This window comes from Pseudomonas frederiksbergensis (assembly GCF_001952935.1).
Classification (GTDB): domain Bacteria; phylum Pseudomonadota; class Gammaproteobacteria; order Pseudomonadales; family Pseudomonadaceae; genus Aquipseudomonas; species Aquipseudomonas frederiksbergensis.
The window spans coordinates 4,472,403-4,493,559 of the sequence record NZ_CP018319.1; the positions used below are offsets into that span (position 1 = coordinate 4,472,403).

Here is a 21,157-nt window from a genome sequence, read left to right on the forward strand (position 1 = left end):
CGCTAGGGACGCCGAGCGTCCCGGGCTGCATTCCCACGCAGAGCGTGGGAACGATCAGTGCTGATGAGTCAGAAACATCGAACGCGCCAGCGTCAAAAAGGTCTGCTCCCTATACCGCCGAATTCATCGATCAAAAGGAGAAGCTCACATGCCACAAGCATTGACCCTCAACCAACGTATCGTCCTGGCATCCCGCCCGGCAGGCGCGCCGACGCCGGAGAATTTCCGTCTGGAGCGCGTTGCGCTGCCGGAACTGGCTGACGGTCAGGTGCTGCTCAAGACCCTCTACCTGTCACTTGATCCCTACATGCGCGGACGCATGAGCGACGCGCCGTCCTACGCCGCACCGGTTGAAATTGGCGAGGTGATGACCGGTGGCGCTGTCAGCCGGGTCGAGCGCTCGCTGAATCCGAAATTCCACGAAGGTGACCTGGTGGTCGGCTCCACCGGGTGGCAGAGCCACAGCATCAGTGACGGACGCGACATCATTCCGCTGCCGTCCGGGATGCCTAGCCCATCCATGGCGTTGGGCGTGTTGGGCATGCCCGGCATGACCGCGTACATGGGCCTGATGGACATCGGCCAGCCCAAGGAAGGCGAAACCCTGGTGGTGGCGGCTGCATCCGGCGCCGTGGGTTCGGTGGTCGGCCAAGTGGCGAAGATCAAGGGCTTGCGCGTCGTCGGTGTGGCCGGTGGCGCGGACAAGTGCCGTTATGTGGTCGATGAGCTGGGTTTTGATGCCTGCATTGATCACAAGAGCCCGAACTTCGCCGATGAATTGGCCAAGGCGTGCTCCGAAGGCATCGACATCTATTACGAAAACGTTGGCGGCAAGGTGTTCGATGCTGTGCTGCCGTTGCTCAATCCCAAGGCGCGGATTCCACTCTGCGGACTGATCGCGTCCTACAACGCTCACGAAGCACCGACCGGCCCGGATCGGCTGCCGCAATTGCAGCGCACGCTGCTGACCAAGCGCGTGCGAATCCAGGGCTTCATCGTGTTCGACGACTACGGTGATCGTCAGCCGGAATTCGTCAGCGCCATGGCGCCGTGGGTGCGCGACGGCAAGGTGAAGTTCCGCGAAGACGTGGTCGATGGCCTGGAGCAGGCACCCGAAGCGTTCATCGGTCTGCTGGAAGGACGCAACTTCGGCAAACTGGTTGTACGGGTCACCCAGGACTGAATAATTGACGCTAAACAGAGGCGCGGGTATAAACCGCGTCTCGTTGTTTTGTCGGACTTTTCCCCATGAGCTTCAGCCCTTTGATTCGCCAACTGATCGATGCCCTGCGAATTTTGCCAGGTGTGGGTCAGAAAACTGCCCAACGCATGGCGTTGCAGCTGCTCGAGCGTGATCGCAGCGGCGGCTCGCGATTGGCCTCGGCACTGAGCCAGGCCATGGAAGGGGTGGGCCATTGCCGGTTGTGCCGCACGCTCACCGAAGACGACCTCTGCCCGCAATGCGCCGATACCCGTCGCGACGACACCTTGCTCTGCGTGGTGGAAGGGCCGATGGACGTCTACGCGGTGGAGCAGACCGGCTTCCGGGGTCGCTATTTCGTGCTCAAGGGGCATTTGTCGCCACTCGATGGACTCGGGCCTGAGGCCATTGGTATTCCGCAACTGCTGGCGCGGATCGAAGAGGCGGGCACGTTCACTGAAGTGATTCTGGCGACCAACCCGACCGTGGAAGGTGAGGCGACAGCGCATTACATTGCCCAATTGCTCAGCAACAAAGGCCTGATCGCCTCGCGCATCGCCCATGGCGTGCCTTTGGGTGGCGAGCTGGAGTTGGTGGATGGCGGGACGTTGGCGCATTCATTTGCCGGGCGTAAGCCGATCGTTTTGTAGTGGCTGGACTGACGCCATCGCGAGCAGGCTCGCTCCCACATTGGATTTGTGATGTTCACAAAACCCCTGTGGGAGCGAGCCTGCTCGCGATGGGCGCACCTCGGTCGACCTGCTTCACATAATCCTGTTGAAAACCAAGCAAGCGCTCGGTTAACTTCGCTGAACCTTCAGTGGAGCTCGCCGATGCCTGCCTTTCAGGAATACTTCGACCCCAGCCATCAATTGGTCCGCGACAGCGTCAGACGCTTCGTCGAGCGCGAAATCTTGCCGGACATCGACCAGTGGGAAGAAGCCGAAAGCTTTCCCCGCGAGCTCTACCTCAAGGCCGGCGCGGCGGGGATTCTGGGGATCGGTTACCCCGAAGCCCTGGGTGGCAGCCACGAAGGTGATCTGTTCGCCAAGGTCGCCGCCAGCGAAGAGCTGATGCGTTGTGGCTCCGGCGGCTTGGTGGCGGGGCTCGGCTCGCTGGACATCGGCCTCCCGCCGATCCTCAAGTGGGCCAGGCCCGAAGTCCGCGCTCGCGTTGTGCCTCAGGTGCTCGCCGGCGAGAAGATCAGCGCCCTGGCCGTGACCGAGCCCAGTGGTGGCTCCGACGTCGCCAACCTGCAAACCCGCGCCGTGCGTGAGGGCGAGTTCTACCGGGTCAGCGGCAGTAAAACCTTTATCACCAGTGGCGTCCGCGCGGATTTCTACACCGTTGCGGTGCGTACCGGTGCGCCGGGTTTCGCTGGCATCAGCCTGCTGTTGATCGAGAAGGGCACGCCGGGTTTCACCGTCGGACGCCAGTTGAAGAAAATGGGGTGGTGGGCGTCGGACACTGCCGAACTGTTCTTCGACGATTGCCGGGTGCCTGTAGGAAATCTGATCGGTGCCGAAAACATGGGCTTCGCCTGCATCATGGGCAACTTCCAGAGCGAGCGCCTGGCGCTGGCGCTAATGGCCAACATGACCGCGCAACTGGCGCTGGAAGAAAGCCTGAAATGGGCTCGCCAGCGTGAAGCCTTCGGTAAACCCATCGGCAAGTTTCAGGTGCTCAAGCATCGTCTCGCCGAAATGGCCACGGCACTGGAGGTGTCACGGGAATTCACCTACCGCCAGGCGGCGAAAATGGCGGCGGGGCAGAGTGTGATCAAGGAGATTTCCATGGCCAAGAATTTTGCCACCGACACGGCTGATCGGATTACCTCGGATGCGGTGCAGATTTTGGGTGGCCTCGGGTACATGCGCGAGAGCCTGGTGGAGCGGCTGTACCGCGATAACCGGATTTTGTCGATCGGCGGCGGGACGCGGGAAGTGATGAACGAGATCATCAGCAAGCAGATGGGGCTGTGACGAGCTGATCGTTCCCACGCTCTGCGTGGGAATGCCTCAATGGACGCTCTGCGTCCGCTGTTGGGACGCGGAGCGTCCCGGGCTGCATTCCCACGCGGAGCGTGGGAACGATCTATCAGGGGGTTACTTATCGCTCAGCGCAAACTGCGTCAGGCAAAACGTCGGAATCCCCATGTCTTCCAGGCGCTGCGACCCGCCCAGCTCCGGCAAATCAATGATCGCCGCCGCTTCATGAACCCGCGCTCCCATGCGTCGAATCAGGTTCGCCGCTGCAATCAGTGTCCCGCCCGTGGCGATCAGGTCATCGAACATCACCACCGAATCGCCCTCGCACAGGCTGTCGGCGTGGACTTCGAGGAAGGCTTCGCCGTATTCGGTCGCATAACCCTCGGCCAGTACGTCGGCCGGCAACTTGCCTTGCTTGCGGAACAGGACCAGCGGCTTGTTCAGCTGATAGGCCAGGATCGAACCGATCAGAAAACCACGGGCGTCCATCGCGCCGATGTGGGTGAAGTCGGCCTCGACGTAACGATGGGCGAAACTGTCCATCACCAGGCGCAGGGCCGTGGGCGACTGGAACAGCGGGGTAATGTCGCGAAAGATCACGCCCGGCTTGGGAAAGTCGATCACAGGGCGGATGAGGGATTTGATGTCGAAGGAGTCGAAGACCATCGTCGAGGTGTCCTGGCAGGCTGCAAACGACGCAGTATAACGGCGGCTGAACCGTTTCGCTCAGCCGCCGTCGCCGAGATCAGCCGTCCAGCGAGCCGCCGGCCAGGGCGCAGAGCTGGATCGGGTCGAGGATGTGGATTTCCTTGCCTTCAGCCGCAATCAGTTCGTTTTGCTGGAAGCGCGTGAACACCCGGGACACGGTTTCCACCGCCAGGCCCAGGTAATTGCCGATTTCGTTGCGCGACATGCTCAGGCGGAACTGGTTGGCCGAGAAACCGCGGGCGCGGAAACGGGCCGACAGGTTGACCAGGAACGTGGCGATACGCTCGTCGGCGGTTTTTTTCGACAGCAGCAACATCATTTGCTGATCGTCGCGAATCTCGCGACTCATCACACGCATCAACTGACGGCGCAGTTGCGGCAGTTGCAGCGCCAGTTCGTCGAGGCGTTCAAAAGGGATTTCACACACCGATGTGGTTTCCATGGCTTGCGCCGAGACCGGGTGTTTTTCGGTGTCCATGCCCGACAGGCCGACCAGTTCGCTGGGCAGGTGGAAACCGGTGAGTTGTTCTTCACCGCCATCGCTCAGGCTGAAGGTCTTCAGGGCGCCAGAGCGTACTGCATAAACAGAATCGAAGGTGTCGCCCTGGCGGAACAGGAATTCGCCCTTTTTCAGCGGGCGGCCACGTTTAACGATTTCGTCCAGCGCTTCCATGTCTTCCAGATTCAAGGAAAGTGGCAAACAGAGAGGGGCCAGGCTGCAATCCTTGCAATGGGCCTGACTATGAGCGCGCAGCTTTACTGGCTCGGACATTTCTTCAATCCTTGTGGGAAAAAACACACATAAGCCGTAAGGGTAACTCACGGGAGGACATTCAGGCACGCGGCGATTTTGTCGCAGGGTCGTAAAGTCAGTGTTTCATAGGCTGGCCGGTGAGATGGCGGCTAGATCACCCGCGAAAACCGCTGGCGATTGTGCTGTTCCAGGTACGCGTCGAACACCATGCACACCGAGCGCACCAACAATCGTCCGGCGGGCAATACGTTGATCCGTTCGTTATCCAGTTCGATCAGGCCGTCTGCAGCCATTGCCTGCAACTGGGGCCAGAGTTCGCCGAAGTAACCCTGAAAGTCGATGTTGAAGGCGTGTTCGATCTCGGCGAACTCCAGGCTGAAACTGCAGATCAGTTGCTGGATGACCGCACGTCGCAGGCGGTCATCGGCGTTGCACAGCAAGCCACGGTTGGTGGCCAGTTGCGCGCTGGCCAGCGTGTTCTGGTACTGATTCAGGTCGCTGCTGTTCTGGCAATACAGGTCGCCGATCTGGCTGATGGCCGATACGCCCAGGCCAATCAGGTCGCAATGACCGTGGGTGGTGTAGCCCTGGAAGTTGCGTTGCAGGGTCGACTCTTCCTGAGCAATCGCCAGTTCATCGTCAGGCAGCGCGAAGTGGTCCATGCCGATGTAGCGATAACCGGCCTTGGTCAGCTGCTCGATGGTGCCCTGGAGCATTTCCAGTTTTTGCGCGGGTGTCGGCAGTTCGTCGCTGTTGATTCGCCGTTGCGGCATGAAGCGCTCCGGCAGGTGCGCGTAGTTGAATACCGAGAGACGGTCCGGTTGCAGGTTGATCACCTCATCAACCGTGCGGGCAAAATTCTCGGGTGTCTGCCTTGGCAAACCGTAGATCAGGTCAATGTTGATCGAGCGAAACTGCAGCGTGCGGGCAGCGTCGATCACCGCCCGGGTTTCCTCCAGGCTTTGCAGGCGATTGACGGCTCGTTGCACTGCCGGGTCGAGGTCTTGCACGCCGATACTGACCCGGTTGAAACCCAGTTCACGAAGCAGGCCCATGGTCGACCAGTCGGCTTCGCGGGGGTCGATTTCGATGCCGTAGTCGCCGGAATCGTCGTCCAGCAAGTTGAAGTTCTTGCGTAACTGGGCCATCAACTGGCGCAGTTCATCGTGACTGAGAAAAGTCGGAGTGCCGCCGCCAAAGTGCAGTTGCTCGACTTTCTGTGCAGGATCGAGGTGGCAGGCGATCAGCTGGATTTCCTGCTCAAGGCGCTGCAAATAGGGCTGGGCCCGGCCGCGGTCCTTGGTGATGACTTTATTGCAGGCGCAGTAGTAGCAAATGTTCGCGCAGAACGGCACGTGCACATACAGCGATAACGGGCGCAGGGCTTTACGGCTGTCGCGCAGGGCGTGGAACAGGTCGAACGTGCCTACCTGGCCGTCGAATTGCACCGCGGTCGGGTAGGAGGTGTAGCGCGGTCCCGCCAGGTCGTAACGGCGGATCAAATCGGTATCCCAACGAATGGCGTCGAGCATCATGCGGGCATTCCCCCGGATAGGCTGGCAATGTCGGCGAGTCTAGGGGGCGCGGCGGTGGGGCATCTTGATTTGCATCAACGGTCAGGATTTGTGTTGTTGGTGCCGGCCTCATCGCGAGCAGGCTCGCTCCCACAGGGGAATGCATTTCAATGTGGGAGCGAGCCTGCTCGCGATGGGGGCGCCGCCGACCTAGTGGCCCATGAGCCAATGCTGATGCGGCCCTGGCAAGGTCCAGATGCCGAACAGGATCACCAGTAATCCGCCCGTCATCCGCACGCTACGTTTGCGCAACAGCGCCGTGACCCGCTCAGCCGCCAATCCCGTGGCAAGCAACACCGGCCAGGTGCCGAGCCCGAATGCGAGCATCAACAGCGCACTGTCCACTGCATTGCCCTGACTCGCCGACCACAGCAACGTGCTGTAAACCAACCCGCACGGCAGCCAGCCCCAGAGCGCGCCCAGCAGCAACGCGCGGGGGACGTTCGACACCGGCAGCAGTTTGTTGGCAACGGGCTGGATGTGCCGCCACAGGCCGCGACCGAGGCTTTCGATGCGAGTCAGGCCGCTCCACCAACCGGCGAGGTACAGGCCCATGGCGACCAACAGCAATCCGGCGATGACGCGCATGAACATCGCCGCCGGGCTGTTGGCCACCGCCCAGCCGGCCAGACCTATCAGCAGGCCCGCCGTTGTGTAGCTCAGGATTCGCCCCAAGTTGTAGGCCAGCAGCAGTCGAAAACGCCGGCTGCGTTGTTCCTTGGGAATCGCCAGGGTCAACGCGCCCATCAAGCCGCCGCACATGCCCAGGCAATGCCCGCCGCCGAGCAGGCCGAGGATCACCGCAGACACCAGCAGCGGCGCCAATTCAAGCATGAGGCGGCGCCTTGTCTTTCGGTTTGGCTGGCTGACCGCTGGCTTCGTCTACCGCGGCTTTGTGGTTCGGGTCCTGGTCGTCGAACAGAATGCTGTGGGCCGGGCCATCGAGGTCGTCGTACTGACCGCTGTCGACTGCCCAGAAGAAGATGTAAATGGCGATGGCCACGATCAGCAGCGCGGCCGGGATCATCACGTAGAGAGCTGGCATCTTGACTCCATGCCCGCGCGGCTCAGGCCGGCAGCGGACGGGTTTCTGGCGTGGCGCTGAGCGCAGGCGTGTTTGGCATGCGTGTCAGGCGCAGGGCGTTCAGCACCACGGTCAACGAACTGATGGACATGCCGATCGCAGCCCATACCGGGGTGATCCAGCCGAGGGCGGCGAACGGCAACATGAGGCCATTGTACAGCCCGGCCCACAGCAGGTTCTCGATGATTACCCGGCGGGTGCGTCGAGCCAGGCTGAAGGCTTGGACCAAGGCGTCGAGGCGGTTCGACAGCAGTACGGCATCGGCACTGGTTTTCGCCAGATCGGTGGCCGAACCCATGGCCACGCTGATGTCGGCGGCGGCCAGCACGGGCACGTCGTTGACGCCGTCACCGAGCATCAACACCTTGCGGCCTTCCTTGTGCAACTGTTGCAGGACCTGCAATTTATCGTCTGGACGCAAGCCGCCTCGGGCTTCATCGATGCCCAGTTCCGCAGCGACACTGGCGACCATCGGCGAGCTGTCGCCGGACAGCAGCAATGTGCGCCAGCCGCGAGCCTTGCAGGCGGCGAGCAGCGCGGGAGCGTCGGCACGCAGGCGATCGTCGAGAACAAACCATGCCAACGGTCCCTGGCTGTCGCCGAGCAGTAGCCATTGGCCGGCTTCATCTGGCATCAATGGCACGGTCGCGCCACTGAGTTCACAGACAAAACCCGGTTGACCGATGCGCAGGCGTTGCTCACCGACCAACCCTTCGAGGCCTAGCCCCGGCGTACTGTGGACTTCTTCGGCGGCCAGCGGCGCCCGGCCAAACGCGCGGGCGATCGGGTGTTCGGAGCGGTTTTCCAGGGCGGCGGCGAGGCTCAGGCACTGATCGCTGTTGAGCGCGCCGAGCGGGCGAATCGAGCGCAAGGCCAGGCGACCTTCCGTCAGCGTGCCGGTCTTGTCGAAAATCACCGTGTCGATCTGATTGAGGCCTTCCAGCACATGACCGCGAGTCAGCAGCAAACCGAGTTTGTGCAGCGTGCCGGTGGCGGCAGTGAGGGCGGTTGGCGTGGCCAGGGACAAGGCGCACGGGCAGGTCGCAACGAGCATCGCCAAAACAATCCAGAAGGCTCGTGCCGAATCCAGTTCCCACCAGATCAGGCCGATGACGGCCGCGGCAATCAGCGACAGCAGCAAAAACCATTGCGCGGCGCGGTCGGCAATTTCCGCCAGTCGCGGCTTCTCGGCCTGGGCGCGGTCCAGCAGGCGGACGATGGCGGACAGTCGGGTGTCTTGACCCAGCGCCAGGATTTCCACGGTCAGCGCGCCTTCGACGTTCAGGGTGCCGGCAGTAACCGCATCGCCTGGTATGCGCGGTTGCGGCAGGTATTCGCCAGTGAGCAGGGATTCATCGATGCTCGATTGGCCCTCGAGGATCTTGCCGTCAGCCGGGAGGATCGCGCCGGGATGCACCAGCACCTGATCGCCCACGCGCAGTTCGCTGAGCAGGATCCGCTCACTTTGGCCGTCGGCACTCAGGCGCAGGCACGAGGCAGGTAACAGATTGACCAGTTGTGCGGTGGCGGCGGCGGTGCGTTCGCGGGCGCGACGTTCGAGATAACGTCCGGCCAGCAGGAATAGGGCAAACATGCCGACCGCGTCGAAGTACAGCTCACCGACGCCGGTGATCGAGGTCCAGATCCCGGCGATGTAGGCGCTGCCAATCGCCAGCGACACCGAGACGTCCATGGTCAGGTGGCGGGTGCGCAAGTCACGCATGGCGCCTTTGAAGAAGGGCGCACAGCTGTAGAACACGATCGGGGTGGTGAGAAACAGCGCGACCCAACGCAGGATGGTGTGCAACTCGGGGCTGAGGTCGATGTTGAATTCCGGCCAGGTCGCCATGGTCGCCATCATCGCCTGGAACCACAGTAGCCCAGCCACACCGAGCTGGCGCAGGGCCAAACGGTTTTCGCTGGCCAGTTGTTCGCTGGCGCGGTCGGCTTGATACGGGTGCGCGGCGTAACCGATGTGGCGCAATTCGCTGAGTACCTGGCTCAGTGGCAGTTGCGCATCGGCCCAGCGCACATGCAGACGATGGTTGGACAGGTTCAGGCGCGCTTCGGCCACTGCGGGCAGGCTGCGCAGGTGTTTCTCGATCAGCCAGCCGCACGCGGCGCAACTGATGCCTTCCATCAGCAGGGTGGTTTCGGCCAGTTCGCCTTCGTGGCGAACGAAAGGGGCTTGCACGTCGGCGTGGTCGTACAGCGCCAGTTCGTCAACCAGTTGCACCGGCAGCGCTTCGGGGTTGGCCGATGACTCGCTGCGATGCTGGTAATAGGTTTCCAGTCCGCCGGCCACAATGGCTTCGGCCACGGCCTGGCAACCCGGGCAGCAGAACTCGCGGGTTTCGCCGAGGACGGCAGCGGTGAAGCGGCTGCCGGCCGGGACGGGCAGGGCGCAGTGGTAGCAGGGGAGTTGGGTGGTCATGAGGCGTTGTCCGATGATCGTTCCCACGCTCTGCGTGGGAATGCCTCCCCGGACGCTCCGCGTCCGCTTCGGCTGGGACGCGGAGCGTCCCTGGCTGCGTTCCCACGCAGAGCGTGGGAACGATCAGTGTAAGGCTTACTTCTTCAGGTCTTCGGCACCCTGCAGCGGTTCATCACCCAGCAGCAGGTCCTTGTCATGGCTGACCTGTTCTTCTTCGAACATGCGCCAGGTCTTGTCATCCTGTACGCCCAGCAGCTCTACGAAACGGCGTCCGTCGACTTTGTCGTTCACTTGGCCAATGTAGCGGCCCTGTTCGGTTTCGCTGCGTGCCAGGGTGATCTTGCGATCTTTCTCCGGCTGGGTCGGCGAAATCAGGTTCAGTTCCAGGGTTTTCGGTTGGCTGTTGCCGCTCAGGCGCAGGTCGACTTCGCCGGTCACGTCGTCCAGATGGATGCTGGCGCGCAGCAGCAGGGTCTGCGCCAGCAACTCACGGTCCAGGGAGCGGTTGATGCCTTTGCCGGCCTCGTAATAGTTATCGTTGACCAGGTTGTCCGGGTTGTTCACCGCGATCGTCACCATGGACAAGGTCAGGGTCACGGAACACGCCAGGATGGCGATGATGATCCACGGCCAAAGGTGCTTGTACCAGGGGCTTGCGGCAGTTGCTGTGGGCATGATCACTTCTCTCAACGAACTTGTGGGCCGATGAACCGGCTCTTGGCTTCAATGTGGACGCTGTCGTCATCGGCATCCTTGAGGATGAATTTCACCTCGTTGGTGCTCGATGGCAGTTTCTCCGGTGCGCTGGACAGTTCGACCGGCTGGCTGAAAATCTCCCCGGCGGCGACCTTGATCTCGCGCTTGCCTTGCAGCTTGAGGTCCGGCAGGCCAGTGGCTTCGAGCAGGTAGGTGTGGTCGCGCTGGTCCTTGTTCATGATCTTCAGGCTGTAGACGTTTTCGATCCGGCCTTCGGCGTTCTCGCGGTACAGCACGCGGTCCTTGCTGACGTCGAAACCGACCAGCGAACGCATGAAGAACGCGGTCATCAGCAATCCCATCATTGCCAGCAGCACCATGGCATAGCCGATCAGTCGCGGGCGCAGTTTATTGGTTTTTTGCCCGGACAGGTTGTGCTCGGTGGTGTAGCTGATCAGACCGCGCGGGTAATCCATCTTGTCCATGATGCTGTCACAGGCATCGATGCAGGCCGCACAACCGATGCACTCGATTTGCAGGCCGTCGCGGATGTCGATCCCGGTCGGGCAGACCTGGACGCACATGGTGCAGTCGATGCAGTCGCCCAGGCCCATGGCCTTGTAGTCGGCGCCTTTCTTGCGCGGGCCGCGGCTTTCACCACGACGCGGGTCGTAGGAAACGATCAGGGTGTCTTTGTCGAACATCACGCTCTGGAAGCGCGCGTACGGGCACATGTAAATGCACACCTGCTCGCGCAACCAACCGGCATTGCCGTAGGTGGCGAGGGTGAAGAAGCCGACCCAGAAATACGACCAGCCGTCGGCTTCGCCGGTGAAGAAGTCGATGGTCAGCTCGCGGATTGGCGAGAAGTAACCGACGAAGGTCATGCCGGTCACGAAGCCGATCAACAGCCACATCGAGTGTTTGCTGAGTTTGCGCAAGAATTTGTTGGCGCTCATCGGCGCTTTGTCGAGCTTGATGCGCTGGTTGCGGTCGCCTTCGGTGACCTTTTCGCACCACATGAAAATCCACGTCCAGACGCTCTGGGGGCAGGTATAACCGCACCAGACCCGGCCGGCGTAAACGGTAATGAAGAACAGGCCGAAGGCGCTGACGATCAGGATCCCCGAAAGCAGGATGAAGTCCTGAGGCCAGAAGGTGGCGCCAAAGATGAAGAATTTGCGTTCCGGCAGGTTCCACCAGACGGCCTGATGGCCACCCCAGTTCAGCCAGACCGTACCGAAATACAGCAGAAACAGCCCGGCACCGCCCATCATCCGCAAGTTGCGGAACAGACCGGTGAAGGCGCGGGTGTAGATTTTTTCTCGAGAGGCGTAAAGATCGACGCTGGTGTTCGCGTTCTTGGCAGGGGTGACGTCGTGTACCGGAATCTGATTGCTCATCATTGCATCCCACGGCAGTGGAAAAATGCCCCGGTCAGTACATGCCGACCGCGGTCAAAAAGAGGTGCTGCAGTGGCGCAATGATACGCCTGTAGCTCTAGCGTAAGGGTGCGACCTTTGGTCGCGTTGGGTAAAAATCGCGGATGGTGTAGCAAATGTAACAAATCATGATGCAGGTCAATTGACTTGTTGAGTATAGCTGCCCGCGCAGCAGGGGTTGCGTCAGTGCGCCCGCAAGGGGCGTAACGAATCCGGTTTGCTTGCTGCATACCTTATCCGGCCTTTGCATTTATATGAGTTGTAATGCATAGGGCATATTTTTTATGTATTTAACTTGTAAGTGTTGGGAAGTGTTGGACATATCTTCTGTTGATCTAAAAGGGCTAATCATTTGTTAATTGTCAGTGGTCGATATATTTTGCAGTTGCTGCCATTGGGTGGCTGATAAATATTAAACGAAATGGATTTCTATGAAGCTTTATAAAAAGAGTAAGTTGTTGGTGTGTTTTGCGTTGGCGATCGTTGTTCCCGTGGCCTATGGAGCCTCCTCTACAGAAACACCGCACCACCTGGTGTTTGCTTCAGACTCGCAATACCCCTGGAGTGATCTTACCGATCAAGACATCACCGACCCAAATAAGGAAGCGCGCTCAAAGGAACTAATAGAATTGCAATACTCCGATATTTCAAGCTTCAGGAAGCTGAATGGCGGTGCGTCCCGTATACCGGTGATGATCAATGGTGACATCACTGCATTTGGTCATGGAGGCGAGCGCTCATACATAAAGTCGGTTTTCGATAACAAGCTGGAGGGCCTCTATGACTATGGTTTGGGTAATCATGACTATGCCAATAATGTGAATGAATGCTTCTGGAATAACTGTGCGGCGGGAAGTGTCAACGACCTCAAGGATCGTTACTGGGGGAAGGTCGAATCCATGGATCTGGCGGCAAGAAGTTCAGGCCTGGGAAAGATCTATTACGGCAGTCTCGCCTACTCGAAAAGTGTCGGGGATGTGCACTTCGTTCAATTGAATAACGAGCCGACCTATACCGTCAGTTTTAGCTCTGGCAATCCGCTTTTTCCAACAGACTTTGAAATTACGCCTGCGCTTGACTGGCTGGAGAACGATTTAAAAAAGGCTCGGGAGCAGGGCAAGATCATCATTCTGAATATGCACAAGGTTTACCGGTGGAACGGTAACGATGAGCAAATTTCGAGATTCAAGCAGATGATCGAGCAATACAAGGTGACGGCGGTCTTCGGTGGGCATGACCACTGGGGCGCGGGGACTTATTATTCTTGGGATCGAACCAAGCATTTTGGTGATGTGCCGGTATTCCTCAGCGGCTCCGCTTCGCAGCAAACGTATTTGATTGCCGATCTTTCCATTGAGAAGCAGTCGCTCACTGTCAGCGTCGTTCGAAACAGCAATTGGCCAAGTCGCAAAGTCGACAGGGTCATCCCGCTGCTCAAGTAAGCATGAAATGAAAACGGCCCCGTCAATTCTCATTGGCGGGGCCGTTTAGTGTTGCAGTCAGGCGTTTGCCTTACTGGGCGTCCGCCACTGGCGCTTTCTCACCGTGAGAGAGGCTGTAGACGTAAGCGGCCAGCAAGTGAACCTTGTCGTTGCCTTGCAGGTGTTCTTGCGCAGGCATTTGGCCCTGACGGCCGTAACGGATGGTCTGCTGCAGTTGCGCGAAGCTCGAACCGTAGATGAACGAGCCCGGGTGGGTCAGGTCGGGTGCGCCCATGGCTGGCGTACCTTTGCCGGCCGGACCGTGGCACGCCACGCAGTTGGCAGCGAACAGTTTCTGCCCGGCAACCGGATCGGCCTTGGTGTTTTCCGGCAGTTTGCGACCATCGAGATTGGTCAGTACGAACGCGGCAACGTTTGCAACGCCTTGTTCGCCGATCACTTCAGCCCACGCCGGCATGACCGCGTGACGACCGCCCATGATGGTGGTCTTGATGGTTTCCGCTTCGCCGCCCCAGCGCCAGTCGGCGTCGGTCAGGTTGGGGAAGCCATAAGCGCCCTTGGCGTCGGAACCGTGGCAGACCGAGCAGTTGGAGGCGAACAGGCGGCCACCCATCTTCAGGGCTTGCGGGTCCTTGGCGACTTCTTCAATCGGCATGGAAGCGAACTTGGCGAAGATCGGGCCGAACTTGGCGTCCGACTTGGCCATTTCCTTTTCCCACTCGTGAACGCCGGTCCAGCCGCTCTGGCCGTTGGCGAACGCGGTCTGCTTTTCGTTATCGAGGTAGTTGTACCCCGGCAGCAGGCCTTTCCAGTTACCCAGGCCCGGGTATAGCACCAGGTAGCCGAGGGCGAAGATGATGGTGCCCACGAACAGCATGAACCACCATTTTGGCAGTGGGTTGTCGTACTCCTCGATCCCGTCGAAGGAGTGGCCAACCGTTTCTTCGGTGGCTTCGCTGCGCTGGCCCTTGCGGGTGGACAGCAGCAGCCAGGTCAGGGCGAAGATCGTGCCGAGACTGAGGACTGTGACGTACAGACTCCAGAACGTAGTCATTCTTTGTTACTCCTAGAAGCTTGCTCGACGTGCTTGATGGCTTCGGGATCATCCGCGAAAGGCAGCAAGGTCGCGTCTTCAAACTCCGACTTGCGCTTGGGGCTGAATACCCACAACGCCAGACCGATGAAGGCCACCATCACAACAACGGTGCCCAGGCCACGAATCATCCCGATATCCATCTAAATCACCGTTTGCTTTTGATGATGGTGCCCAGGCCTTGCAGATAGGCCACCAGCGCGTCCATTTCGGTTTTGCCCTTCACAGCATCCTGGGCACCGGCGATGTCTTCGTCGGTGTAAGGGACGCCGAGCGTGCGCAAGACTTCCATTTTCTTGGCGGTGTCTTTGCCGTCGAGCTTGTTTTCCACGAGGAACGGGTAGGCCGGCATTTTCGACTCAGGCACCACGTTGCGCGGGTTGTACAAATGCGCACGCTGCCAGTCATCGGAATAACGACCGCCGACACGGGCCAGGTCCGGGCCGGTACGCTTGGAACCCCACAGGAACGGGTGGTCCCAGACGCTTTCACCGGCGACCGAGTAGTGGCCGTAACGTTCGGTTTCAGCACGGAACGGGCGGATCATCTGCGAGTGGCAGCCGACACAACCGTTGGCGATGTAGATGTCGCGGCCTTCCAGTTCAAGGGCGGTGCGAGGCTTCATGCCTTCGACCGGCTTGTTGGTGACGTCCTGGAAAAACAGCGGAACGATCTGGGTCAAGCCGCCGATGCTGACGGCGATAACCATGAAGAAGGCCAGCAGGCCAATGTTCTTCTCGACTGCTTCATGCTTCATCAGTGAGCTCCAACTACAGCAATCTGTTCAGCAGCTTTGGCTTCAGCCGGGTTCGAGGCACGTACGGTACGCCATACGTTGTAGGCCATGAACAGCATGCCGCTGGCGAAGAACGCACCGCCCAGGGCGCGAACGATGAAACCAGGATGACTGGCTTGCAGCGCTTCGACGAACGAATAGGTGAGGGTGCCGTCGTCGTTGATTGCACGCCACATCAGACCCTGGGTGATGCCGTTGACCCACATCGAAGCGATGTACAGAACAGTACCGATGGTTGCGAGCCAGAAGTGCGTGTTGATCAGGCCGATGCTGTGCATCTGCACACGACCGAACAGTTTCGGGATCATGTGGTAGATCGCGCCGATCGAGATCATCGCTACCCAGCCCAAGGCACCGGCGTGTACGTGGCCGATGGTCCAGTCGGTGTAGTGGGACAGCGAGTTGACGGTCTTGATGGCCATCATCGGGCCTTCGAAGGTCGACATGCCGTAGAACGCCAGCGATACCACGAGGAAGCGCAGGATCGGGTCGGTGCGCAGCTTATGCCAGGCGCCTGACAGGGTCATCATGCCGTTGATCATGCCGCCCCAGCTCGGTGCCAGCAGGATGATCGACATCGCCATGCCCAGGGACTGAGCCCAGTCCGGCAGCGCGGTGTAGTGCAAGTGGTGCGGACCGGCCCAGATATACAGGGTGATCAGCGCCCAGAAGTGCACGATCGACAGGCGATAGGAGTAGATCGGACGCTCGGCCTGCTTCGGAACGAAGTAGTACATCATCCCCAGGAAGCCCGTGGTCAGGAAGAAACCCACCGCGTTGTGGCCGTACCACCACTGGATCATCGCATCAGTCGCACCGGCGTAGGCCGAGTAGGACTTGAAGAAACTGACCGGCAGGGAGGCGTGGTTGACGATGTGCAGCATCGCCGTCACAACGATGAAGGCACCGTAGAACCAGTTACCCACATAGATGTGCTTGGTCTTGCGCTTGGTGATGGTGCCGAAGAACACCAGACCGTAGGTAACCCAGACGATGGCCAGCAGGATAGCCAGGGGCCATTCCAGTTCCGCGTATTCCTTGGTGGTGGTGTAACCCAGCGGCAAGGTAACGATCGCGCCGACGATCACCGCTTGCCAACCCCAGAAGGTGAAGGCGGCGAGGCTGTCGGAAATCAGTCGCGTTTGGCAGGTTCGCTGCACGACGTAATAAGAAGTGGCAAACAGAGCACAACCACCGAAGGCGAAAATCACCAGGTTGGTGTGCAACGGGCGTAAGCGTCCAAAAGTCGTCCACGGCAGACCGAAGTTCAATTCCGGCCATACAAGCTGTGAGGCGATGAAGACACCAAGCCCCATGCCAAGGATCCCCCAGACCACCGTCATGATGGCGAACTGGCGGACTACCTTATAGTTATAAGCAGTCGGACTGATTGCTGTGCTCATTCTAAGGTTCCACGGTTTGGGTGTTTTATTAGGAGTAAAAATCGGCCGCAAGTATGGAGAAAGCGGGGGGTCATTGCAACGCGCCATGACCTGGGTCAATGCTTTCAAAAGCTGATTCTGCGGCCTTTCCATGCGCCGCGTAAGGACAAAATTGGCCAAGGGCAAAATGTCGCAGCAGACGAAATGGGTGAGGGGGTCAGGTCGGATGTAACGGGGTGTGTTCAAACCCGACGATCGGGTGACAGATGGCAATTGGCATGACAGCCGGTATCTACCAGCCTTTGCGGCCTGTCATCGAGTAGATTCGTCGAACACATCGGGTCGGGTCGACCTGGAACCGGCTCATGCCAGTCCGCATCGGGGGAAGCTTAGACCTGAATCCGGGGAACTGAAAGGAGGACCAGCGCAGGGGTGCGACACTTGGTCGCAAAGGGGCAGGGAACTGCCGCATCCGGGAGAATGCGGCAGCAGAGCAGTCGAGATTTATTCGTGTTTGCCTTCAGCCTGCAAACGTTCGGTGCTCAAACCGTGGGACAAGCTGTAAACGTAAGCCGCCAGCAGTTGCACTTTGTCGTTGCCGAGCAGTTCGTTCTGCGCCGGCATATGACCTTGGCGGCCATGACGAATGGTCTGTTGCAACTGCGCCAGGCTTGTACCGTAGATAAAGCCGGCCGGTTGCGTCAGGTTCGGCGCACCCATGGCTTCAGTGCCCTTGCCGTTTGCCCCATGACAGGCTACGCACATGGTGCTGAACGCTTGCTGTCCGGCGTGCAGATCGGCGCCGTTGTCGGCAGGCAACGGCAGTCCGGCCAGGTCATGGCGCACATAAGCCGCAACGTTTTTCACCCCGGCATCACCCAGGATTTCACCCCAGGCCGGCATCGCGGCCATGCGACCACCCATGATCGTGGTTTTGATCGTTTCGGCGTTGCCGCCCCAGCGCCAGGTGGTGTCCGCCAGGTTCGGGAAGCCGAAAGCGCCCTTGGCATCCGAGCCGTGGCAAACCGCGCAATTGGAGGCAAACAGGCGACCGCCCATTTTCAACGCCAGCGGGTCCGTGGCCACTTCTTCCACGGGCATCGCCGCGAATTTGGCGAAGATCGGCCCGAACTTCGCGTCAGCCTTGTTCATCTCCTTTTCCCACTCGTTGACGCCGGTCCAACCGTTCTCGTAACCCGGCAGAATGCCTTTCCAGTTGCCCAGGCCCGGATAAAGCACCAGATAACCGACGGCAAACACCAGCGTGCCGGCGAACAGCAGGAACCACCATTGCGGCAGCGGGTTGTCGTACTCCTCGATGCCGTCGAAGCTGTGGCCCATGGTCTGATCGACGCTGCCCTTGGTTTCGCCCTTGCGGGTGCCGATCAGCAGCCAGGTCAAGCCGATCAGGCTGCCAATGGTCAGTACGCAGATCCACGTACTCCAGAAAGTGGTCATGGCCGGGTACTCCTTGTTTCAGGTTCTTGGGTGGCGTCATCGGGCAGGGGTTCATCGGCGAACGGCAGCAAGCGCGCTTCGGCGAATTCCGGATTGCGCTTTCTGCTGAACACCCACAGCGTCAGGCCGACGAAGGCCAGGAACACCACGACCGTGCCCAGGCCGCGGATTATTCCACTGCTCATTACGCTTACGATTTCAAAGGGCATGGCCATGGCTCACCTCTTGCTCTTGATGGATGTGCCGAGCACTTGCAGGTAAGCGACCAGCGCGTCCATTTCGGTCTTGCCCTGGAGCGAGGCGACTGAACCTGTGATGTCTTCATCGGTGTACGGCACGCCGAGGGTGCGCATGGCGCGGATCTTGGTTTCGGTGTGGCTGCTATCGACCTTGTTGTCCACCAGCCACGGGTAGGCCGGCATCTTCGATTCCGGTACCACGTTGCGCGGGTTGTACAAGTGCGCGCGATGCCAGTCTTCGGAGTAGCGACCGCCGACGCGGGCCAGGTCCGGACCGGTGCGCTTGGAGCCCCAGAGGAACGGGTGATCCCAGACGCTTTCACCCGCCACCGAGTAGTGACCATAACGTTCGGTTTCAGCACGGAACGGGCGGATCATCTGCGAATGGCAACCAACGCAGCCTTCTCGGATGTAGATGTCGCGACCTTCCAGTTGCAGCGCGGTGTAGGGCTTCATGCCTTCCACTGGTTTATTGGTCACGTCCTGAAAGAACAGCGGGACGATCTGGGTCAGACCGCCGATGCTCACAGCCAACACCATCAGCAGCATCAGCAGGCCGACGTTTTTCTCGATTGTTTCGTGTTTCATGACGGACTCCTCAGGCGATCTGCGCGGCAGCGGCGGCTTCGGCAGGCTGCGAGGCCCGCACGGTGCGCCAAGTGTTGTAGGCCATCAGGAACATGCCGCTGAGGAAGATCGCACCGCCTACCAGGCGCACGACGAAGCCTGGGTGGCTGGCCACCAGGGTTTCGACGAAGGAGTAGGTCAGCGTGCCGTCTTCGTTGACCGCGCGCCACATGAGGCCCTGGGCAATGCCGTTGACCCACATCGAAGCGATGTACAGCACGGTGCCGATGGTCGCGAGCCAGAAGTGCGCGTTGATCAGGCCGATGCTGTGCATCTGCGTGCGACCGAAGATTTTCGGAATCATGTGGTACAGCGCGCCGATGGAGATCATCGCGACCCAACCGAGGGCGCCAGCGTGAACGTGGCCGATGGTCCAGTCGGTGTAGTGGGAGAGGGCGTTGACCGTCTTGATGGCCATCATCGGCCCTTCGAAGGTCGACATGCCGTAGAACGCCAGCGAGACCACGAGGAAGCGCAGGATCGGGTCGCTGCGCAACTTATGCCAGGCGCCCGAGAGCGTCATCATCCCGTTGATCATCCCGCCCCAGCTCGGCGCCAGCAGGATCAGCGACATCACCATGCCCAGCGACTGAGCCCAGTCCGGCAGCGCGGTGTAGTGCAAGTGGTGCGGACCGGCCCAGATGTACAGGGTGATCAGCGCCCAGAAGTGCACGATCGACAAGCGATAGGAATACACCGGACGCTCGGCCTGTTTCGGCACGAAGTAGTACATCATCCCGAGGAAACCGGCGGTGAGGAAAAAGCCTACGGCGTTGTGGCCGTACCACCACTGAACCATCGCATCGGTCGCACCGGCGTACACCGAGTAGGACTTGGTGAAACTCACCGGCAGCTCAAGGTTGTTGACGATGTGCAGAATCGCCACGGTGATGATGAAAGCACCGAAGAACCAGTTGCCGACGTAGATGTGCTTGGTTTTGCGCTTGGCCAGCGTGCCGAAGAACACCACGGCGTAGGCGACCCAGACGATGGTGATCAGAATGTCGATCGGCCATTCCAGTTCAGCGTATTCCTTGGAGCTGGTGTAACCCAGCGGCAGGCTGATAGCGGCCAGCAGAATCACGACTTGCCAGCCCCAGAAGCAGAACGCGGCGATTTTCGGCGCAAACAGTTGAGTCTGGCAGGTGCGTTGCACCGAATAGAACGAACTGGCGAACAGGGCGCAACCGCCAAAGGCGAAGATCACTGCGTTGGTGTGCAGCGGGCGCAGGCGCCCGAAGCTGGTCCATGGCAGATTGAAGTTGAGTTCAGGCCAGACCAATTGAGCCGCGAGAAAAACCCCGAGCCCCATTCCGACGATGCCCCACACCACCGTCATAATGGCGAATTGGCGGACCACCTTGTAGTTGTAGGCGGTACTGATAGAAGTGTTCATGGTTCCCCATCCACGGTTCAGCCGAAGTGAGGGCGATTGCGCAAGGCAACGCTCCCTTCGCCTGGAGTTATAGGCAGACTAAAAGCGAGGCAAGCATGGACAAAGAGCACAAGGCCAGTATTGACGAGGATCAATGGGCGCGGTGTGTACGGGATCATGGATGGTTATGGAATGCCGCCACCACTCCAGCATCGGCGACGCTGATTCTCGCTCACGGTGCCGGCGCACCCATGGACAGCGCCTGGATGAACGACATGGCTGCGCGCCTTGCTGCATCTGGGATCAACGTGCTGCGCTTCGAGTTTCCGTACATGGCGCAACGGCGTGTTGATGGGGGTAAACGTCCACCGAACCCAGCGCCGAAACTGCTCGAGTGCTGGCGTGAGGTCTATGCCGTGGTGCGACGCCATGTCGCTGGGCGTCTGGCCATTGGCGGCAAGTCCATGGGCGGGCGGATGGCGAGTTTGTTGGCGGATGAACTGGAGGCCGATGCGTTGGTGTGCCTCGGATATCCGTTTTATGCGGTAGGGAAACCTGAGAAACCACGGGTCGAGCATTTGGCCGGGCTGAAGACGCGGACGTTAATCGTGCAGGGCGAGCGCGATGCGTTAGGCAATCGTGAGGCCGTCGAGGCTTACACGTTGGCACCGAGTATCGAGGTGTTCTGGCTGGTCGCGGGGGATCATGATTTGAAGCCGTTGAAGGCTTCCGGGTTTACCCATGAGCAGCATTTGACGGCTGCGGCGGGCAAGGTAGCGGCATTTCTTCTGTGATATTTGGGGGGCCGGTCAGGGCCTCTTCGCGAGCAAGCCCGCTCCCACAGTGATTGGTGGTGTTGTTCGA

Annotated in this window: 21 protein-coding genes; 5 read left to right on the plus strand and 16 right to left on the minus strand. The window is 60.0% G+C overall.

What is annotated here, in order from left to right; genetic code table 11:
• The first annotated feature begins 148 nt into the window (after nt 1-148).
• From PFAS1_RS20810 to PFAS1_RS20820, 3 genes are all read left to right on the plus strand, one after another.
• Nucleotides 149-1,183, plus strand: a complete 1,035-nt coding sequence (locus tag PFAS1_RS20810; RefSeq protein WP_076030357.1) for an NADP-dependent oxidoreductase — start codon at nt 149-151, stop codon at nt 1,181-1,183.
• Nucleotides 1,184-1,248: 65 nt separating this feature from the next.
• The gene (gene recR, locus PFAS1_RS20815; RefSeq protein WP_076030358.1) at nt 1,249-1,851 is read left to right on the plus strand and encodes a recombination mediator RecR; all 603 of its coding nucleotides are present in this window, start codon (nt 1,249-1,251) and stop codon (nt 1,849-1,851) included.
• Nucleotides 1,852-2,034: 183 nt separating this feature from the next.
• A complete protein-coding gene (locus tag PFAS1_RS20820; protein ID WP_076030359.1) occupies nt 2,035-3,183 on the plus strand; it encodes an acyl-CoA dehydrogenase family protein in 1,149 nt (382 codons plus the stop codon).
• A 123-nt stretch (nt 3,184-3,306) separates the two neighbouring features.
• Here PFAS1_RS20820 and PFAS1_RS20825 read toward each other — a convergent pair whose 3' ends face one another.
• The 8 genes from PFAS1_RS20825 to ccoG all read right to left on the minus strand — a co-directional run bounded on the left by PFAS1_RS20825 (nt 3,307) and on the right by ccoG (nt 11,842).
• Nucleotides 3,307-3,855 (minus strand): adenine phosphoribosyltransferase, encoded by a 549-nt coding sequence (locus PFAS1_RS20825; protein WP_074875082.1) that lies wholly within the window; start codon nt 3,853-3,855, stop codon nt 3,307-3,309.
• Between the two features lie 79 nt (nt 3,856-3,934).
• Nucleotides 3,935-4,669 (minus strand): fumarate/nitrate reduction transcriptional regulator Fnr, encoded by a 735-nt coding sequence (fnr, locus tag PFAS1_RS20830; RefSeq protein ID WP_008146816.1) that lies wholly within the window; start codon nt 4,667-4,669, stop codon nt 3,935-3,937.
• Nucleotides 4,670-4,800: 131 nt separating this feature from the next.
• Nucleotides 4,801-6,183 carry an oxygen-independent coproporphyrinogen III oxidase gene (gene hemN / locus PFAS1_RS20835; RefSeq protein ID WP_074880565.1) on the minus strand — a complete coding sequence of 461 codons (1,383 nt, stop codon included), beginning with the start codon at nt 6,181-6,183 and terminating at the stop codon, nt 4,801-4,803.
• Between the two features lie 192 nt (nt 6,184-6,375).
• Nucleotides 6,376-7,059: a sulfite exporter TauE/SafE family protein gene (locus PFAS1_RS20840; RefSeq protein WP_076030360.1), complete on the minus strand. Its 684-nt coding sequence runs from the start codon at nt 7,057-7,059 to the stop codon at nt 6,376-6,378.
• A complete protein-coding gene (ccoS, locus tag PFAS1_RS20845; RefSeq protein ID WP_076030361.1) occupies nt 7,052-7,270 on the minus strand; it encodes a cbb3-type cytochrome oxidase assembly protein CcoS in 219 nt (72 codons plus the stop codon). Before ccoS ends, PFAS1_RS20840 begins: the two co-directional genes overlap by 8 nt.
• Before the next feature lie 22 nt (nt 7,271-7,292).
• Nucleotides 7,293-9,743, minus strand: a complete 2,451-nt coding sequence (locus PFAS1_RS20850; RefSeq protein ID WP_076030362.1) for a heavy metal translocating P-type ATPase — start codon at nt 9,741-9,743, stop codon at nt 7,293-7,295.
• A 135-nt stretch (nt 9,744-9,878) separates the two neighbouring features.
• Nucleotides 9,879-10,418: a FixH family protein gene (locus PFAS1_RS20855; RefSeq protein WP_076030363.1), complete on the minus strand. Its 540-nt coding sequence runs from the start codon at nt 10,416-10,418 to the stop codon at nt 9,879-9,881.
• An 11-nt stretch (nt 10,419-10,429) separates the two neighbouring features.
• A complete protein-coding gene (gene ccoG / locus PFAS1_RS20860; protein ID WP_076030364.1) occupies nt 10,430-11,842 on the minus strand; it encodes a cytochrome c oxidase accessory protein CcoG in 1,413 nt (470 codons plus the stop codon).
• A gap of 470 nt (nt 11,843-12,312) precedes the next feature.
• Between ccoG and PFAS1_RS20865 the strand changes: the two genes are divergently transcribed.
• Nucleotides 12,313-13,323 carry a metallophosphoesterase family protein gene (locus PFAS1_RS20865; RefSeq protein WP_076030365.1) on the plus strand — a complete coding sequence of 337 codons (1,011 nt, stop codon included), beginning with the start codon at nt 12,313-12,315 and terminating at the stop codon, nt 13,321-13,323.
• Between the two features lie 70 nt (nt 13,324-13,393).
• On the opposite strand, the gene ccoP (PFAS1_RS20870) is transcribed toward PFAS1_RS20865, so the two are convergent.
• The 8 genes from ccoP (PFAS1_RS20870) to ccoN (PFAS1_RS20905) all read right to left on the minus strand — a co-directional run bounded on the left by ccoP (PFAS1_RS20870) (nt 13,394) and on the right by ccoN (PFAS1_RS20905) (nt 20,314).
• Nucleotides 13,394-14,377 carry a cytochrome-c oxidase, cbb3-type subunit III gene (gene ccoP, locus PFAS1_RS20870; RefSeq protein WP_074875093.1) on the minus strand — a complete coding sequence of 328 codons (984 nt, stop codon included), beginning with the start codon at nt 14,375-14,377 and terminating at the stop codon, nt 13,394-13,396.
• On the minus strand, nt 14,374-14,559 hold the full coding sequence (locus PFAS1_RS20875) for a CcoQ/FixQ family Cbb3-type cytochrome c oxidase assembly chaperone (RefSeq protein WP_003175465.1): 186 nt from the start codon (nt 14,557-14,559) through the stop codon (nt 14,374-14,376). The genes ccoP (PFAS1_RS20870) and PFAS1_RS20875 overlap by 4 nt, the downstream gene beginning before the upstream one ends.
• Before the next feature lie 5 nt (nt 14,560-14,564).
• A complete protein-coding gene (gene ccoO, locus PFAS1_RS20880) occupies nt 14,565-15,173 on the minus strand; it encodes a cytochrome-c oxidase, cbb3-type subunit II (RefSeq protein WP_017337535.1) in 609 nt (202 codons plus the stop codon).
• Nucleotides 15,173-16,615, minus strand: coding sequence for a cytochrome-c oxidase, cbb3-type subunit I (gene ccoN, locus PFAS1_RS20885; protein WP_008157290.1), 1,443 nt, complete (start codon nt 16,613-16,615; stop codon nt 15,173-15,175). Before ccoN (PFAS1_RS20885) ends, ccoO (PFAS1_RS20880) begins: the two co-directional genes overlap by 1 nt.
• 483 nt (nt 16,616-17,098) lie before the next feature.
• On the minus strand, nt 17,099-18,052 hold the full coding sequence (ccoP, locus tag PFAS1_RS20890; RefSeq protein WP_074875094.1) for a cytochrome-c oxidase, cbb3-type subunit III: 954 nt from the start codon (nt 18,050-18,052) through the stop codon (nt 17,099-17,101).
• Nucleotides 18,049-18,261 carry a cbb3-type cytochrome oxidase subunit 3 gene (locus PFAS1_RS20895; protein WP_418329259.1) on the minus strand — a complete coding sequence of 71 codons (213 nt, stop codon included), beginning with the start codon at nt 18,259-18,261 and terminating at the stop codon, nt 18,049-18,051. The genes ccoP (PFAS1_RS20890) and PFAS1_RS20895 overlap by 4 nt, the downstream gene beginning before the upstream one ends.
• Nucleotides 18,262-18,270: 9 nt before the next feature.
• On the minus strand, nt 18,271-18,879 hold the full coding sequence (gene ccoO, locus PFAS1_RS20900) for a cytochrome-c oxidase, cbb3-type subunit II (RefSeq protein ID WP_074875099.1): 609 nt from the start codon (nt 18,877-18,879) through the stop codon (nt 18,271-18,273).
• A 10-nt stretch (nt 18,880-18,889) separates the two neighbouring features.
• Entirely contained in the window at nt 18,890-20,314 is a 1,425-nt protein-coding gene (ccoN, locus tag PFAS1_RS20905) for a cytochrome-c oxidase, cbb3-type subunit I (protein ID WP_076030367.1), read from the minus strand.
• A gap of 95 nt (nt 20,315-20,409) precedes the next feature.
• Here ccoN (PFAS1_RS20905) and PFAS1_RS20910 point away from each other — a divergent pair, with 95 nt between their 5' ends.
• Nucleotides 20,410-21,087 carry an alpha/beta family hydrolase gene (locus tag PFAS1_RS20910; protein ID WP_076030368.1) on the plus strand — a complete coding sequence of 226 codons (678 nt, stop codon included), beginning with the start codon at nt 20,410-20,412 and terminating at the stop codon, nt 21,085-21,087.
• Nucleotides 21,088-21,157 lie beyond the last annotated feature (70 nt).